This window comes from Actinosynnema sp. NPDC037264, assembly GCF_055603705.1.
Genome location: NZ_JBVJVK010000014.1, coordinates 91,169 through 107,334, shown reverse-complemented (window position 1 = coordinate 107,334; position 16,166 = coordinate 91,169). Strand labels below are relative to the sequence as shown.

Genomic DNA, 16,166 nt, shown 5'->3' with positions numbered 1-16,166 from the left:
AAGGAAGGATCACGAAACCGCTCAGCGGAACAGCCCGGCGTGGGCGGTGGCCCACTGCTCGAACGTGCGGGGCGGCCGGCCGGTGACCTGCTCCACGGTGGGGTGCACGGTCGTCTCGTCGATCGTGCGGTCGCGGTAGAAGCTGAAGAACGCCCGGACGTACTCGGGCGGCGTGGTGGCGCTCATCCGCTCCCTGGCCTCGTCGTCACCCAACGCCTTGAAGCGCAGGTCACGGTCCAGCACCCGGCCCAGGATCCGCACCCGGTCCTCGGGCAGGAGCGCCTCGGGCCCGCTCAGCGGGTAGGCACGGCCCTCGTGACCCGGCTCCAGCAGCGCCGCGACGGCCACGGCCGCGATGTCGGCCGGGTCGACCGACGCGATGGGCACGTCGCCGAACGCGTCGCTCACCACGTCGCCCGCGCGCAGCTGGGGCAGCCACCGCAGGGCGTTCGACGTGAACGCGGCCGGCCGCAGGAACGTCCAGTCCACACCGGACTCCCGGACCGCCGCCTCCGACTCGACCATGTAGGCCGACACGGCGTTGGCGGTGTCGGTGGCCACGGCGGCCTGGCTGGACAGCAGCACCACCCGCTCGACCCCGGCGGCGGCGATCCGGCGGAGCAGTCCGGGCATGTCGCGGTAACCGGGCAGCAGGAAGACGCCGCGGACGCCGTCGAGCGCGGGGTCGACGGAGTCCGGCCGGTCCAGGTCGCCGACGACCTGCTCGACCGGCAGTTCGACGGGTCCGCGCACCAGGGCGCGCACGGGTGCGCCGGCCCGCGCCAGCGCGTGGACGACCTCGCCGCCGACGTTGCCGGTGGCTCCGGTGACGAGGATCATCGCAGCGTCCTCCCGAAGTGGGCGGCGGCGGTGTCGGCCGACAGCGTCACCTGGTGCTCCTGGTCGTAGAAGTCGAACTGCGTGCCCTGAGTCCACAGGATGTCCGCGGGACCGGCCAGTCCGGCGTGGAAGCGGCGGGCGCCGTCGGGGATGGCGGCGTCCTCGCTGTGCACGAGCAGGGTGGGCCGGGTGATCCGCGGCGCGAGGGCGATGGAGTCGTAGGTGAGCCAGTCCGGCCAGGACATGACGGCGAACCGGTTGGGCCACGACGGGATGCCGCCGCGGTCCGGGTTGAGGTAGAAGTCGATGTCGTAGGGCATGGCGGCCCGGGGATCGGTGGCGCTGACCACGGGCACGTAGTCGATCTCGCCCGTCTCGTCGTAGCGGGAGCGCGCCTCGCGGCCGATCTTGATCTTCTCCGCGACCGCGTCCGCGCCGCCGTAGGCCACCTCGCAGATCGCCGCGTCGTGCAGCCACGGTGCGACCAGGGCGAGGGACTTCACGCGGGGGTCGCGGGCGGTGTTGTCCGCCATGTACATGGCCGCGGCGCAGATGCCCAGCGCGCCCAGCCGGTCGCCGTCGACGGCGGGGTGGGCGGCCAGGAAGCCGACCGCGTGGTGGATGTCGCGGACCTTGCGCGCCGGGTCCTCCACGTCCCGCGGCTCGCCCGCGGACTCGCCGAAGCCCGTGAAGTCGAACGACAGGGCCGCGTAGCCGCGGTCGGCCAGGCGCCGCGCGTAGCGGTCGGCCATCAGCTCCTTGACGCTGGTCCACGTGCCCGCGACCACCACGCCGGGCGCCCGTTCGACGCCGTCGGGCAGGAACAGGTTGCCGGTGAGGGTCACGCCGTCGCTGTCGAAGGTGACCTTGTTCATGCGTACTCCAGGGTTGCCTTGGTGATCAGGCCGTCGGTGATGTCGAAGCCGTAGTCGGCGCGGAAACCGCCCGCGCCGCCGGGCCGCGGGCCGTGGTCGAGCAGGGTGTAGGCGCCGCCGACCACCTCGGCCTCGGCCCAGGCGCGGATCGCGTCCCGGCCGCGGATCTCCCGCCCGACGTCCACCACCACGGCGTCGGGCGTGAACGCGGCGGCCACCGCGTCGGCGTCCCCTGCGGCGACGGCGTCCAGGTAGCGCCGCGCCGCCGGGTCGAGGGTGTCGACCGAGGCGGTCGTCGGGGGAACCGGGTGGACGGCGTCGGTGACGACCGCGCGCAGGAAGTCGTCACCGGCCACGAGCGCCGCCGCGCCGGCCACCAGGACGGCGGCGGCCACGCCCGCGATCACCGCCGGCCTCACCGCTCACCTTCGCTCCACGCCACCGTCAGCACCACGCCGCCGATCCGCCAGCCCTCGCCGGTGCGGACCAGGTCGAAGCGGTAGAAGCCGCCGAGCGTCCACAGGGCGCCGTCGGGCTTGCGGTGGGTGGCCTGGACGGTGGCGGTGCACACCGCGGTGTCGCCCGTGACGGTCACCAGCTGGTTGCCGAGCAGGTGCTGGGTCGCCGCGTAGGCGCCCAGCCCGGCCCGCCAGCCCTCGATGATCCGCGCGGGCGTCAGGGTGACCGGTTCGCCGCCGTTGAGGCTGGTGTAGTCGAGGGTCACCTCGTCGGCGAACACCCGGCCGAGCCGGTCCCACTCGCGGTGGTCGGCGTGCCAGGCCATGGCGGTGCAGGTGTCGATGACGTCGGATCGGTCCATGACGCCAGGATGTCGATCACCGGCGGTCGCGCGGAAGAGCGAGCGGTTGCAGGAGTCCGTGCAGGATCGTGCACGGAGGACCGTCGCGCGGTCAGGTGCGGGCGATCCGCGCGGCCACGCCGTCCAGGATGAGGTCCAAGCCCAGTGAGAAGTCGGCGTCGGCCATGTCCACGCCGGCGACGACCGGCGGCGCGGAGAACAACGTCGACGAGAACAGCCGTGCGGTCTCCGGGAACCGGCCGCCCTGCACGAGGCGGGCCAGGGCCACCGCCCAGTCGCGTTCGGCCTCGGCCTGCTCCTGGCCCTCGGCCCTGGCCGCGGTGAACTCGCCGTCCTGGCGGGCGGAGTGGATCACGTACCCGCCGACCAGGGACAGCACGCCGAGCTTGTGCGGCCAGTCCAGGCCGGTCCGGGCCAGGACCACCAGGGCGGCCTCCATCCAGGCGACCTGGTTCGGCCCGGAGGGCGGTCCGGACGCCGGCACCTGCACGAGCCACGGCCGGCGCCGGAAGATCGCCCGCTGGCCGAACGCCCAGTCGCGCAGTCCGTCGCGCCAGTCCTCGCCGGCCGGTTCGGGCGGCGGGCCGAGCGCGTGGTCGGCCATGAGCACGAGCAGCTCGTCCTTCGAGCCGACGTGCCGGTAGAGCGACATGCCGGTGAAGCCGAGCGCCTGGGCCACCTTGGGCAGGGTCACGCCGCCGAGACCGTCGCGGTCGGCGATCTCCACCGCGGTCGTGACGACCCGGTCGATGTCCAGCGCCGGTCGCCGCCCGAGGCGCGAGGGCTCGGACATCCGCCACAACCGGCGCAACGCCGCCGGAACGAAGTCCTCGCTCGCCATGCCCTCGTGTCCACTTCGGCCGATTTCGCCCCATCATGCCAGAAGCAATTAGTTTGCACCTGATACTTTGTCGGGCACACTAATGCTGGCCAATCACAACCTGGGGGAACGCATGAGGTTCGACGCCGCGCCACGCACGACCAGGGGTCCGGTCCGGCCCGGTGAACGGGCCCTCGCGCCGACCTGGCCCGGGGCGTGATGCTGCTAGTCATCGCGCTGGCCAACGCCGCGGGCGTGGTCTTCGCGGGAGAGCCGGGCCTCGACCCGGCGCCCGAGGGGGTCGACCGGAGTCTCACCTTCCTGCTCTTCGACCTCGCCCACGCCCGCGGCTACCCGGTCTTCGCGGTGATGTTCGGCTACGGGCTCGTCCAGCTCGCCCGCCGTCAGGCGGCCTCCGGCGCCACGCCGGCGAGGTCCGCTCGGTGCTCGTGCGCCGCAACGCGTGGCTCGTCGCGTTCGGACTCGTGCACGGCACCCTGCTGTACTACGGCGACTTCCTCGGCGCGTACGGGATCGTCGGTCTCGTGATGACGCTGGCGCTGCTGCGCCGCGGCGACAAGTTCCACCGGATCGCGCTGGTCATCTGGGCGGTGGCCGCGGTCGAGGTCGTCGTGATCGCCGTCGTCGCGCTCGGCGGCGTGCTCGGGTCGACCGGGTCCGCCCCGCTGCCCGTGGACCACGTCGCGTCCCTCGTCGCGCCCGACTACCTCACGTCGTTGCTCGACCGGCTCGGCGAGTGGCCGGTGCACACCGCGACCGCCCTGCCGTTCGTCCTGATCTCGTGGCTGGGCATGTGGGCCGGACGCCGCCGCGTGCTGGAGGAGCCGGCGCGCCACGTGGCCGTGCTCCGGTGGACCGCCGTCGTCGGGATCGGCCTCTCGGTCGCCGGCGGGCTCCCGGCCGCACTGGTGGGCGCGGGTTGGCTGCACGTGGACGAGTCGACGGCGGAGCTGGTGCTGCTGCTGCACGGCGGCAGCGGGATGTTCGCCGGTCCGGGCTACGTGGCGGTGTTCGGCCTGCTCGCCATGCGGGTCACGCCGTCCGGCCGGGTCGTCGGCGCCCTCGCCGCGCTGGGGCGGCGGTCGCTGTCGGGGTACCTGTTCCAGTCGGTGGCGTGGCTGGTGCTGCTGGCGCCGTTCACCCTCGCCCTCGACGAGCGGTTCGCGAGCCCGACCCTGGTCGGCGTGGTCGTCGCGGTCGCGGTGTGGCTCGTCGCCGTGCTGGTCGCCGCGGTGTCGCCCACCCGGCCCGGCCCGGCCGAGTCCGTCCTGCGGCGCCTGACCTACGGGCCCCGGCGCTAGGCCGGCTCCGGGGAGGGGGAACCATGACAGGCCTGCTCGACCTCGGCCTCACCGCGGACCAGGAACGGCTGTACCGCCACCTGCTGCGCAGCCGCACGTCCGATGTGGACAGCGCGGGCGCCGAGCTGCTCATGCCGAACGCCAGCGCGGTCGCCGCACAGCTGCGCGCGCTGGGCCTGGTGGACGACGCGGCGACCGCGGTGGAGCCGGCGGTCGCGGTCGACCTGCTGGTGCGCCACCGCCTGGAGCGGACGCGGCGGCAGCTGGCCGGGCTGACCCGGGCGTGGGACGTGCTCACCGAGCTGAGCGAGGAGCACCGCAGCGGCCGGCCCGTGCACCTGGTCGAGCACGTCCCGGACGGCTCGGCCGCGGTGCGGCGCGTCCTGGGCCTGCTGGCCGACGAGCCGGGCGAGCTCGCCCGGGTGCGCGACGGCGTCCACGACGACGGGACCGGCACGCCGTTCGCCGGCCTGCTGGCGCGCGGGTTGCGCAGCCGGACGCTGGTGCCGGCCGACGCCCTGGAGGACCCGGGCCGGTACGACCACGTCCGCAAGTGGCACGCGGTCGGCGACCGGCACCGCGTCACGACCGAGCCGGTGCGCCACCTCGTCCTGGTCAACCGCGCGGTCGCGTTCGTCCGGGCCGACCCGGCGGAGCACGCGGGAGGCGTGCTGCAGATCCGCCAGCCCGGCCTGGTCGCGATGCTGGTCGACGTCTTCGACGGCACGTGGTCGCGCGCGCGGGACCTCGACGACCACCCCTTGTCCCCGATCGAACGGAGGGTGCTGCACGCCCTGGCCCACCACGACACCGACGAATCGGCCGCCCGCTCGCTGCACGTCTCGGTCCGCAAGTTCCGCGGCCACGTGGCGGACCTGATGGCCCGGGCCGGCGCGAGCACCCGCTTCCAGGCGGCCCTGGCCGCCAAGCAGCGCGGCTGGCTCTGATCCCGCGACGCCCCCCGGGCCCGCTGCGAATCGGGCATCCACCGACCGACCCGGGCCCGAACGCCGGATGCCGCACATGCGAGGGGCATGTGCGGCATCCGCGGGGTGGGGAGGCCGTTGCCGGGAGGTCACCGCAGCGCGGTGAAGAACGCCCGGATGTCGTCCACCACGATCTCCGGGACTTCGAGTGCGGCGAAGTGGCCGCCCTTCTCGAACCGGCTCCAGTGCACGATGTTGGAGTTGTCCCGTTCCGCGAACACCTTGATGGTCTGGAAGTCGTCGGCGAACACCGCCACGCCGGTGGGGGAGGCGTTCACCGGGGCGGGCTCGTCGGCGGGGGCGGCCGCGTTGTCGAAGTAGGACCGGGTCATGCCCGCGGCGGCGTTCGCGAACCAGTTGACGGACACCTCGGTGAGGATGGTCTCCAACGGCACCAGGGACGTGCCGTTGCCGAAGGAGTTGAACAGCTCGCTGTAGGCGAGCATCCCGACCGGCGAGTCGCTGAGCCCGGCCGCGACCGTCTGCGGCCTGCTGGCGTTCATGGTGTTGTAGCCGCCGACCTTCTGGAACCACCGCATGTGCTCCAGACCGGCGTAGTCCTGCGGTTCGAGTCGTTCGAACTCCGCGGGGTCGCCCGACGGGAAGGAGAACAGCTGCAGCACGTGCAACCCCAGGAAACCCTCCGGGGCGAGGATGCCGAGCTCGCGGGCGACCATCGCGCCGTTGTCCGAGCCGTGGACGCCGTAGCGCTGGTAGCCGAGCCTGCGCATGAGGGTGTCGTAGGCGCGGGCCACGCGGGCGGTGGTCCAGCCCGGTTCGGTGACCGGGTTGGAGAAGCCGAAGCCGGGCGCGTCCGGCACGACGACGTGGAACGCGTCCTCGGCGCGCCCGCCGTGGGCGACGGGGTCGGTGAGCCTGCCGATCATGTCGAGGTAGTCGACCGACGAGCCGGGGTAGGTGTGCGCGAGCAGCAGCGGCGTCGCGCCCTCGTGCGGCGACTCGACGTGGATGAAGTGGATCGGCTGGTCCTCGATCTCGGTGACGAAGTGCGGGTGGGCGTTGATGCGCTCCTCGGCGGCGCGCCAGTCGAACGCGCGCCACGCCGCCACGGCCTCCCGCAGGTAGTGGTTGGGGGTGCCGTGCTCCCAGGTGTCGCCCGGCGCCGGCTGCGGCAGGCGGGTGCGGTCGAGGCGACCGGTCAGGTCGTCCAGCTCGGCCTGCGTGACCTCGATGCGGAAGGGGCGGATCTCCGTGTTCGTCATGGCACAGACGTTAGAGTGCCTATAGGAAAGGTTCGTTCCTATAAGGCGGAGGTGGTCGCGGTGACCGCGGACACATCGGCGCGACTCCTCGCGCTCCTGGCGCTGTTCCAGTCACGCCCGTCGTGGAGCGGCACCGAACTCGCCGAGCGGCTGGGCGTCACGACCCGCACCATCCGCAACGACGTGGAGCGCCTGCGCACGCTGGACTACCCCGTCGAGGCCACCCGCGGCGCGACGGGCGGCTACCGGCTCGGAGCGGGCGGCAAGCTACCCCCGCTGCTCCTGGACGACGAGGAGGCGGTGGCCGTGGCGATCGGGTTGCGCGCCGGCCGCGGCATCGCCGGGCTGGAGACCTCCAGCGCCCGCGCGCTGGCCAAGCTCGAACAGGTCCTGCCGCCACGCCTGCGTCCGACGGTGGAGGCGCTGGCCTCGGTCGTCGACCACGCGCCGGAGAACACCGACACCGACGCCCCGGACCCCGAGGTCGACCCCGCCGTGCTGCGCACCATCGCGACCGCGATCCACGACGTCGAGTGGTTCCGCTTCGACTACCGGGACACCTCGCTGCTCGTCGAGCCCTACCGCCTGCTCGCCTGGAAGCGACGCTGGTACCTCGTGGCCCGCGACCCGTCCAGCGGCGAGTGGGACGTCTACCGGGCGGACTGGATCACGCCACGCATGCGCACCCACCGCCGGTTCGCCCTCACCGTCCTGCCCGACGAGGACTACACGAGCTTCACCATGCGCCGTGTCGCGTTCACGGGCTGGCAGGTGCACGCACGCCTCCGGGTCGACGCACCGGCGCAAGCCGTCCTCGACCTGATCCACCCGGGCGTCGGCGTGGTCGAGACCGTCAACGACACCACCTCGGTCCTCGTCACCGGCGCCGACTCACTGGACACGATCGCCGCCTACATCGGCATGCTGGGCATGGACTTCACCGTCGAGTCGCCCAGCGAACTCAGGCCGCTGCTGCACACCCTCGCCGACCGCTACGCCCGCGCCTGACCAGGGAGCCCACCTTGGGGCGTCGTCCTAGAAAGGCGCGAAGAGCCCCGCCCACGACACCGGTGGCGTCCTGAGCCCCGCCGCCCAGGTCCTCAGAGTTCGAGACGCTCCTCGCGTTACCGCGCGCACCTGTCGTCGCACATACCAGCGGCCGGCAGGACGGCGCCGCGGTTCCCTGCGAGCCACGCGGCGCGCCTCTCCAACCACCTCAAGTGCCATCCGGCCACCATCCGCCGCACTCACATCGGCATGTCCGTGCGTTGCCCGCTGCACCACACCGGTCGAGGGGCGGCCCGGTGCCGACGGTTCGGGTCGGCGTCCGTTTGCCGTTGGATGAGCGCCTGAGTCGTCCGGAGAGCCGGCAGGCTGGGATCCGTGAACCCGATTGTTGCGCAGGTGTTGACCATCGTCGGTGTCCTGCTCGGCTCAGCCGCGACGTTCGTCGTCACGTCCGCTACCGAGCGGATCCGCTGGCGACGAGCGCAGTCCGCCCGGTGGGACGACAAACGCCTCGTCGCGTATTCGGAGTACGCCAACGCGGTCAAGCACATGGTCCGCTTGTGCCGCCGGATCGCGGAGACCAAGGGGCTGCTGTCCACGGGTCAGCCCATCGACCTCGACTCCGCGTTCACGGCCCTCGCGGAGGCGGAGACCGAACGAGCCGCGCGGTGGGAGACCGTCCTGCTCCTCGGCGAGCCGACGACCATCGCCGCCGCACGAACGTGGAGCGAGCAGGTGTGGCGGCTGGAGCACATCCTGCGCGAGGACGACCCCGACTCGTCCTCCTTCGCCGACGCCTACCGCAGTGCCATGCGACTGCGCAACGAGTTCTACGCCCGTGCCCGCGCGGACCTCGACATCACCAGTGGCCCACTGCCCGAACTCACGTGGAAATCGCTCGACCCGCCGCACGACCGCCCCGCTGCGCCGTGACGGCCGATCAGCGCCATGAGAGTGCGTTGCCGACCCTCGTTCGAACCTCGACCGAGCGCAGTCGTACCAACTCCTCTGGCGGAAGCCTCAACACAGGCCGGATCACGAGCTTTCGGACGTCCTGACATCGGCATGAGCGGATAGCGGCGCTGACGGTCCCTTCCGGTGGCGGCCGGTTGGATCTTCCCGTGGCGGCTTCTGCAAGGACCTCTAGAACGAGTGGACGTCGTTGCTCCTGCGGTCTTCGGGGACGAAGTGCGGCTCATAGATCCCCGATCGCGCGGTGCGCCTCCACCGCCGTGCGCCGTTCTCCCGACTGCTGTCGAGGTCGACGAGTGCCAGTCCGGGCCTCCCGACCTCGGGGCACCGGGCGTCCCAGTGCCCCGTCGGGGAGATCACGCCGGATGGCACGCCCCACGTCGGCCCCGCGTAGCTGACCCAATAGCGGTTGGCGGCCGCATGCGCCCGCGCTTCGGCGGCGAACGTCCCGTCGTCGGGCCGCTCACCCGGCCCGTGTGTCGAGAACAGGACGCAGTCGACGTCGAGCCGTTCCTGCTCGAGGAACAGCTCGGGGAAGTGGACCTCCATCCCGAGCAGGAGCCCGAACCGCAGACCGCCGACGGTGAACGTCTGCGGGCTCGATCCGGGCGTGTACATGTAGGTGATCTTGGTGTTCGACAACATGCGCTCGTCGTACCGCGTGACGAGCCGCCCCTGGTCGGAGATCACGTACAGGCTGTTGTGCGGACGGTGGGGCGAGGTCAGGCGATGGGTTGAGCCGAGCACGGTCCAGAGCCCCAGTTCCCCGGCCAGTGCCGCGATCGCGGTCAGCTCCTGCCGCTGCGCGCCCCAGGCGAACAGGTCCCAGTTCGCCGGCCCGGCCTCGGCCGGGTCGCCACCGGACAGGATGTACTTGTCGGGAACGCAGATCGCGCTTTCGGGGAAGTGCACGAGCGTCGCACCCGCGTCGTGCGCCTCACTCATCATCCGACGGATGTCGCGCCCGCCGGCGCGGAACTCGGCGCTGTCACGAGGTTCGCTGCGCATGGTGGTCTGGGCCACGGCCAGCCGCACGTGGTCGGATTCCGGCATGGCTTCTCGTGTCGGAGTCGGCCGGAAGTGACCCAGGCGGAAGTGTCGCAGGGCAGTCGAATAGGACTGCCCGGTCTTGGCCGCGCGGGCTCGGACCTTGCGCTTGAAATTCCGGTTCGCTGTCATGAGAGGGCCTTCCGGATCCCGGACGACGGTCCCCCGGCGACCACCACGCCCGAGACGGACGGACTACGACAGCGACCCGAGACGAGAAGTCCCTTTGCCTCCGGCCAGGACTGTGCTGGGGACAGTCGATGGAGGTGGGGCGTGGGCCACGCCGGATCCGACATTAGCGAGACGAGGTGATCGGGTCAACGCCCGGACGTCAGCTTCCGCTGAGGTCTCGCCACCAGTCCGCGTCGATGATCAACTCGTGCGTGTCGAGCAGGCGGCGCTCGAACTCGGCGACGTCGACCGGCGGTGGGACGACGTCCATCGCCGTGGTGACCTCGGCCGGCAGCCTGACGTTGTGGGCCTCGACGTAGTGCGGGAGCCCTTCGGGCCAGACGAAGCGAACGCCGTCGGTCAGCTCCGCACTACCGTTCATCCGCCCGCAGAGACGACATGCCGACGTGCCCGCGGCAGCGACGAACACGCTCCCGCCGCGGAGGTATGCCACCACGCGATCGCGCAGCGCGGCATCGGGTGAGGGATCGACGAACGACCGGACATCGGGCCACCCGGGCGCCTCAGGGCCGAGCCAGTACCCGATCAACCGCAAGCTCCGGGCCGTCGCGTTCACCGCTGGATCATCCGTGACGCTGTGCCGACTACGCGCCGGGGCGGCCCGCTGCCGCGCCCAGACCGTCCAGGTCTATGGAGTACCAGGTCGATCGGAGGAAGGCGTGCAGCACATCGCCTCTGCCGGTGTAACGCAATCGGCGGGCCTCCATGCCGTCGGGCAGGACCACACGACATCGCCCGCCTTCCTGGTGCACCCCGTCGCGGCTGATCCGCAGCAACGTCGCGACGTCGTACTCGGGGCCCGTGCCGCGGAGAAGAGCGAGGTCCGGACCGCGTCGCAGCAGGTGGTGAGCCGACTCGCACGGGGAGGGTCCCCAATCGGTCACCTGCGAGCCGGTAGCGGACAGGACGTGGAACTCGGTGTAAGGGCAGAAGTAGGCGGTCTCACCTTCGACGTTGAGCGAGTAGCAGTCGGAGATGTAGGGCAGACCGGCATCCAGCGGATAGAGCCACTCGGCGGTCAGGTCTCCCCGGAAGCGGGCGAGCCCGTGCCCCTCCGGCCCACTCCCGCCCATCGCCTCGTCGAAGTACCCGACCCAAACCTTGCCCTCGGGTGTGGTCAGCAGCTCCTCGATCGCGTCACCGAGGTGACCGCTGTGCGCGAGCTCGCCGCTGCTGGTCCACACCTCCGCGTTGACCTCGCCGAACCTGCCGGCCCGGGCAGCCACCAGTAGAACGCGCTCCCCGGGCAGCGGTTGCACGAAACGCACCTGTAGGTCGGTCTCGACGTCGACGGCTCCGACAACTCTCCGCCGGCCGCCAACGTGCCAGGTCACCTGTTTCCGGTTGCCGCCATCGCGGTGAGGCCACACGGCGAAGGCCGTACCGTCGGGACCCACGCCTACTGCCTCGGGTTCCCGCATCATCGCGCCCGGATCTGCCGGCATCACGAAGCCGTGACGTCGGAGCGACACGACCGGCAGCTTCAACGCCTCCAACCGCTGCCGAAGGCTCGCCTGGTCACTTTCCGCTTGAGTGCTCATCACCGACATCATCCCAGCTCGGTCACGGCCCGCTGGTCGCTCGGTGGCATGAGCGGACGTGACCGGTCAGTCCGGCGACGCGATGGCGTCTTTGACCGCTTGCGCGTCGCGGTCGAGGAGCGACCTCTCGCGTTCCGGCGGATCGGCCTTGAGGGTCCAGCCGTCTCCGGCGTGACGGGGGATCACGTGAAGGTGGAAGTGGAAGACCGTCTGGAAGGCGGCCTCGCCATCACAGAGGAGGACGTTGATCCCCTCGCAGCGCAGGTTCGAGCGGCGCAAGGCTCGCGCCATGTCGTGACCGACCGACCAAACGTGGGCGCCGGTGGCTCCGTCGAGGTCTTCGAGGCCCGCCGCGTGCTTGCGTGGCACGACGAGCAGATGGCCCGGCGTGACGGGGTTCAGGTCCATGAAGACCACGACGGTCTCGTCCTCGTGCACCACGCTGGCCTCGGCCTGTCGCGCCACGATGGCGCAGAAGACGCACCCCTGTGCCGCCGATGGCGCGTTCGCTGTCATGCGCGCAATGGTCCCGGTGCACCCAGGCGGGTGCTACTTGGTCTCGGTCACGAAGAAGACGTAGATCCGTCTGAGGTGAGCGTGCAAGAGCGCTGACGGCGTCCGACCCCGCGTGCCGCCGCCCGGTCGTCTCCGCCGGGTCGGCCGCGTGCCCGTGCTTTATTAAGTTCGTTATGATAGCTAAACGTGCTGCTAGGTGGGGTTGTCGGCGGACCGTGATCGACGACGGCCCGGATGAGCCCGATGGATGATGTGGTCCGACGAAGCTGGGACTGGGAGGGAACCGTGGCGAGGAGCCCGGTCTGGGCGAACCGGCCGAAGACGCGCGGGCTGGTCCTGGACGTGATCAGGGCGGCGCGCTCGATCAGCCGGGTGGAGCTCGCGACGGCAACCGGTCTCACCGGTGCGACGATCTCCGAGGTCGTGCGCGAGCTCCTGGGCGACGGTCTGGTCGTCGAAGCCGGTCGTGGTGCGCCGACGGGGGGCAAGCCGCGCACGTTGGTCCAGCTGAACCCGCAGGCCCGCTACAGCGTGGGGATCCAGCTGGAGCGCAACACCTGCGTCATCGTGGTCGTCGACCTGGCCGGGCGGCCGGTGGCCCGGACCTCGTTCCAGGGCGTGGCGTCGATGCCGCCGGAGCGGGCGCTGCCGATGGTGGCGGCGCAGGTGGACGCCCTGCTGGCGACGGCGGCCGTCGAGCGCGCCAAGGTGCTCGGGGCCGGCCTGGTCAGTTACGGCCCGCAGGACCGGCGTGCGGGTGTGCTTCTGACGCCGTACCCCACCGCGGAGTGGCACGGCTACCCCGTCGCGCGAGGTCTCGAGGAGAGCCTGGGCTTGCCGGTGCTGCTCGACAACGACGCCGCGGCGGCCGCCATCGGTGAGTACTGGATGGGCGCGGTGGACCCGCGCAGCGCCTATGGCTGCATCTACATGGCGACCGGGATCGGCGGCGGGGTGGTGGTCGCCAGCGAGGTGTACCGGGGCAGCTCGTCGAACAGCGCGGAGATCGGCCACATCTCGGTCGACGTGCACGGTGATGAGTGCCCGTGCGGCAACGTCGGCTGCCTGGAGAACTTCGCCGGCCCGTCGGCGCTGGTCCGGCAGGCGTTGGCGATCCCGGCACTGGCCCGACGACTGGCGCTCGACCCGACCGGTGACGACTTCCTCACCGAGTTCGCCCGGATCGTGGCGGCGGCCAACGCCGGCGACCCGGACGCCCGTGAACTCGTCGAGCGGTCGGCGCGTTACATCGGTCATGCCGCGGTCTCCCTGGCAACCCTGTTCGACCTGGACGTGATCGTGCTGTCCGGGCAGAGCTTCGCGGTGGCGGGCTCGATCTACCAGGCGGTGATCCAGGAGCAGTTGGACCGTCGGGTGTTCGCCCGGGAGGCGCACCCGGTGCGGGTGATGCCGTCGGTCAACGGATCGGACGCGGCGGCGATCGGCGGGGCGGTTCTCGTGCTGCAGAGCGAGCTGATCCCCGGTGACGGCCGCTCCGAGGGCGGGGCGCGGCCGGCGCCCGCCCGAGCGGGTGGCGGTCGAACCGAGAGGGAAGCAGCGCAGACCTGACCGCAGGGCCGGACCGACGCGGCACGTCCGCGCACTGCGGTGACGTCACGGCCGGTGTCCTCGATCGCGGGTCCTGCGCCGAGCATCAAGGCGACCACGCTCGTCGCTCCAGTTCCGCATTTCAAGTTGCCTAACAAAGCGCTGACCTGCGGGTATATCCCGCTCAAGCGGCTTCCCCTAGGCAGGTGCCACCTCCTGGTACGCCGGTGGAGTTGACTTAGTTCACCTACCTGAGTAACTATCTGAGGGCTCCGACTCCCCGCTGATCGACGAGGAAGTGGGCCACCATGACGCGCTCGAACCCGCAGGACGGCCGGCGCTCGCGCTTAGCCGGAGGCGCCGTGCCGGAGGTCGTCGCCGACCCGGAAGTGCCTGCCGGCGGACGAGTGGACGCCCTGTGGCGCTGGATCGGCTACCGCTCCGTCACCGCGGAATCCGATCCAGTCCCCGGTGAGGGCACCGATCGGGCCTCCCGGCCGGTCGCTCTGCCGCGTCCCCGCGTGCTGGAGTCGACTTCTTCACGGCCGCTCGTCGGACTCCGGTTCGGCTGATCGCTGCACCGCCCTCGGCTGTCAAAGGGTGCTGCGGAACAAGGCCGTCGATTCCGGTGCCACCGCCCCGTCGGCCCTTCCTGCTCGTTCTCGTCGGTGGGCGCGCGGTCGGGAACAGCCATCTTCGACCGGGCGTCCCTCTTCTTCCGTCTGCGGAAACCGCTTCCGGACCACACGGTGGCGGACCAGGTGTCACTCGCACAAAGGAGTGCAGATGTTCGAGAAAACCAGAAAACGTCGTGCCTCGATCGCCGCGCTGGGCGCCGTGGTGTCCATCGCGGGCACGGCCCTGGTGGCAGCGGCCGGTGGGTCGTGGGCGAGCGGCGGGAGCGCGGACGCGGCGTTCGCCTGCCGAGTCGACTACACCACCAACGACTGGGGCAGCGGGTTCGGCGCGAACGTCACCATCTCCAACCTCGGCTCGTCGGCGGTCGACGGCTGGACGCTGACCTACTCCTACGCCGGCAACCAGACCCTGCAACACGGCTGGAACGGCTCTTGGTCGCAGTCGGGCAAGCAGATCACCGTGACCAACGCGAGCTGGAACGGCACCATCGCCGCGAAGGGCAGCGTGTCGGCGGGAGCGAACTTCTCCTACAGCGGCGCCAACGCCAAGCCGACGGGCTTCGCCGTGAACGGCGCCGCGTGCACCGGTGTCGACCCGACCACGACGACGACCACCACGACGACCACCACTCCGCCCGTCGACGGGCCGGCGCCGGAACTGCACGTGACCGGCAACAAGCTGGTCACGGCGGACGGCGTGCCGTACCGGCTGCTCGGGGTCAGCCGCTCCAGCAGCGAGTTCGCCTGCGTGCAGGGCAAGGGCATGTGGGACGGCGGTCCGGTCGACCAGGCGTCGGTGGACGCGATGAAGACCTGGAACATCCACGCGGTGCGGGTCCCGCTCAACGAGGAGTGCTGGCTGGGCGTCCACGGCTCGCCCGGCGGCGCCACCTACCAGCAGGCCGTCAAGGACTACGTCGACCTGCTGGTCGCCAACGGCATCAACGTGATCCTCGACCTGCACTGGACCTGGGGCGCCTACACGACCGGTCCCGACTGGCACTGCAAGGACGAGCACGCGTTGTGCCAGAAGCCGATGCCGGACGCGAAGTACGCGCCGCAGTTCTGGGCCGGCGTCGCGACCGCGTTCAAGGGCAACGACGCCGTCGTCTTCGACCTGTTCAACGAGCCGTACCCCGAGATGGCCGCCAACTGGGACAAGACCCTGGGCTGGCAGTGCTGGCGGGACGGGGGCGCCTGCACCGGCATCTCCTACGAGACCGCCGGCATGCAGGACCTGGTCGACGCCGTGCGCGCCACCGGCGCGACCAACGTCCTCATGCTGGGCGGCCTGGAGTGGGCCAACGACATGCGGGAGTGGCTGGCGCACAAGCCGACCGACCCGTTGAACAACATCGCCGCGTCGTGGCACGCCTACAGCTTCAACGCCTGCGTCACCGAGACCTGCTGGGACACCCAGATCGCACCGGTCGCCCAACAGGTGCCGGTCGTGCTCGGCGAGTTCGGCCAGGACAACTGCGGCTACGACTACATGGAGCGGTTGGCGGACTGGGCCGACGCGAACCACATCGGTTACCTCGCCTGGACCTGGACCCCGTGGGGCTGCACCACGGGCGCGGTGCTCATCAAGGACTGGGCCGGCACGCCCGAGCCCGGTGTCGGCGAGGGCTTCAAGGCCCACCTGCTCTCGGTCACGCCGTAACCCCCGCATCAGTCGAGACCCGGCCGGCCCGCTGCCTTTTCCGGCGGGCCGGCCGACCCCGCGAGGAGACCGACCCCATGCCTGCACCGGGCAAGCCCGGCACGACGGCGACGATGTGGGCGCTCAGGTCCGACGTCACCACGCCGTCGTCGGCT

16 protein-coding genes are annotated in these 16,166 nt (G+C 71.3%); 6 read left to right on the top strand and 10 right to left on the bottom strand.

The window, feature by feature from the left end:
• Nucleotides 1-21: 21 nt before the first annotated feature.
• The 5 genes from ACZ7GX_RS18155 to ACZ7GX_RS18135 form a co-directional block, all read right to left on the bottom strand.
• Nucleotides 22-840, bottom strand: coding sequence for an NAD(P)H-binding protein (locus ACZ7GX_RS18155; RefSeq protein ID WP_498778053.1), 819 nt, complete (start codon nt 838-840; stop codon nt 22-24).
• Nucleotides 837-1,715: an alpha/beta hydrolase gene (locus ACZ7GX_RS18150; RefSeq protein WP_498778051.1), complete on the bottom strand. Its 879-nt coding sequence runs from the start codon at nt 1,713-1,715 to the stop codon at nt 837-839. Before ACZ7GX_RS18150 ends, ACZ7GX_RS18155 begins: the two co-directional genes overlap by 4 nt.
• On the bottom strand, nt 1,712-2,134 hold the full coding sequence (locus ACZ7GX_RS18145; protein ID WP_498778049.1) for a nuclear transport factor 2 family protein: 423 nt from the start codon (nt 2,132-2,134) through the stop codon (nt 1,712-1,714). Before ACZ7GX_RS18145 ends, ACZ7GX_RS18150 begins: the two co-directional genes overlap by 4 nt.
• The gene (locus ACZ7GX_RS18140) at nt 2,131-2,535 is read right to left on the bottom strand and encodes a nuclear transport factor 2 family protein (RefSeq protein ID WP_498778047.1); all 405 of its coding nucleotides are present in this window, start codon (nt 2,533-2,535) and stop codon (nt 2,131-2,133) included. Before ACZ7GX_RS18140 ends, ACZ7GX_RS18145 begins: the two co-directional genes overlap by 4 nt.
• A 91-nt stretch (nt 2,536-2,626) precedes the next feature.
• Nucleotides 2,627-3,376, bottom strand: a complete 750-nt coding sequence (locus ACZ7GX_RS18135; RefSeq protein ID WP_498778045.1) for a TetR/AcrR family transcriptional regulator — start codon at nt 3,374-3,376, stop codon at nt 2,627-2,629.
• 422 nt (nt 3,377-3,798) lie between these two features.
• Here ACZ7GX_RS18135 and ACZ7GX_RS18130 point away from each other — a divergent pair, with 422 nt between their 5' ends.
• Nucleotides 3,799-4,677 carry a DUF418 domain-containing protein gene (locus tag ACZ7GX_RS18130; RefSeq protein ID WP_498778043.1) on the top strand — a complete coding sequence of 293 codons (879 nt, stop codon included), beginning with the start codon at nt 3,799-3,801 and terminating at the stop codon, nt 4,675-4,677.
• Between the two features lie 23 nt (nt 4,678-4,700).
• The gene (locus tag ACZ7GX_RS18125) at nt 4,701-5,624 is read left to right on the top strand and encodes a hypothetical protein (RefSeq protein ID WP_498778041.1); all 924 of its coding nucleotides are present in this window, start codon (nt 4,701-4,703) and stop codon (nt 5,622-5,624) included.
• Between the two features lie 128 nt (nt 5,625-5,752).
• Here ACZ7GX_RS18125 and ACZ7GX_RS18120 read toward each other — a convergent pair whose 3' ends face one another.
• A complete protein-coding gene (locus ACZ7GX_RS18120; protein ID WP_498778039.1) occupies nt 5,753-6,886 on the bottom strand; it encodes an epoxide hydrolase family protein in 1,134 nt (377 codons plus the stop codon).
• A gap of 60 nt (nt 6,887-6,946) precedes the next feature.
• On the opposite strand from ACZ7GX_RS18120, the gene ACZ7GX_RS18115 reads away from it, so the two are divergent.
• Together ACZ7GX_RS18115 and ACZ7GX_RS18110 are read left to right on the top strand one after the other, a co-directional pair.
• Nucleotides 6,947-7,894, top strand: a complete 948-nt coding sequence (locus ACZ7GX_RS18115; RefSeq protein ID WP_498778037.1) for a helix-turn-helix transcriptional regulator — start codon at nt 6,947-6,949, stop codon at nt 7,892-7,894.
• Between the two features lie 375 nt (nt 7,895-8,269).
• Entirely contained in the window at nt 8,270-8,827 is a 558-nt protein-coding gene (locus tag ACZ7GX_RS18110; protein WP_498778034.1) for a hypothetical protein, read from the top strand.
• Between the two features lie 210 nt (nt 8,828-9,037).
• Here ACZ7GX_RS18110 and ACZ7GX_RS18105 read toward each other — a convergent pair whose 3' ends face one another.
• The 4 genes from ACZ7GX_RS18105 to ACZ7GX_RS18090 all read right to left on the bottom strand — a co-directional run bounded on the left by ACZ7GX_RS18105 (nt 9,038) and on the right by ACZ7GX_RS18090 (nt 12,162).
• Nucleotides 9,038-9,919: a carbon-nitrogen hydrolase family protein gene (locus tag ACZ7GX_RS18105; protein WP_498778032.1), complete on the bottom strand. Its 882-nt coding sequence runs from the start codon at nt 9,917-9,919 to the stop codon at nt 9,038-9,040.
• A gap of 325 nt (nt 9,920-10,244) precedes the next feature.
• The gene (locus ACZ7GX_RS18100; protein WP_498778030.1) at nt 10,245-10,661 is read right to left on the bottom strand and encodes a hypothetical protein; all 417 of its coding nucleotides are present in this window, start codon (nt 10,659-10,661) and stop codon (nt 10,245-10,247) included.
• A 28-nt stretch (nt 10,662-10,689) separates the two neighbouring features.
• Nucleotides 10,690-11,646 carry a hypothetical protein gene (locus ACZ7GX_RS18095; protein WP_498778028.1) on the bottom strand — a complete coding sequence of 319 codons (957 nt, stop codon included), beginning with the start codon at nt 11,644-11,646 and terminating at the stop codon, nt 10,690-10,692.
• A 66-nt stretch (nt 11,647-11,712) separates the two neighbouring features.
• On the bottom strand, nt 11,713-12,162 hold the full coding sequence (locus ACZ7GX_RS18090; RefSeq protein WP_498778026.1) for an HIT family protein: 450 nt from the start codon (nt 12,160-12,162) through the stop codon (nt 11,713-11,715).
• 285 nt (nt 12,163-12,447) lie between these two features.
• Between ACZ7GX_RS18090 and ACZ7GX_RS18085 the strand changes: the two genes are divergently transcribed.
• Nucleotides 12,448-13,731, top strand: coding sequence for an ROK family transcriptional regulator (locus ACZ7GX_RS18085; protein ID WP_498778024.1), 1,284 nt, complete (start codon nt 12,448-12,450; stop codon nt 13,729-13,731).
• Nucleotides 13,732-14,496: 765 nt separating this feature from the next.
• Nucleotides 14,497-16,011 carry a cellulase family glycosylhydrolase gene (locus ACZ7GX_RS18080; RefSeq protein ID WP_498778022.1) on the top strand — a complete coding sequence of 505 codons (1,515 nt, stop codon included), beginning with the start codon at nt 14,497-14,499 and terminating at the stop codon, nt 16,009-16,011.
• Nucleotides 16,012-16,166: the final 155 nt, after the last annotated feature.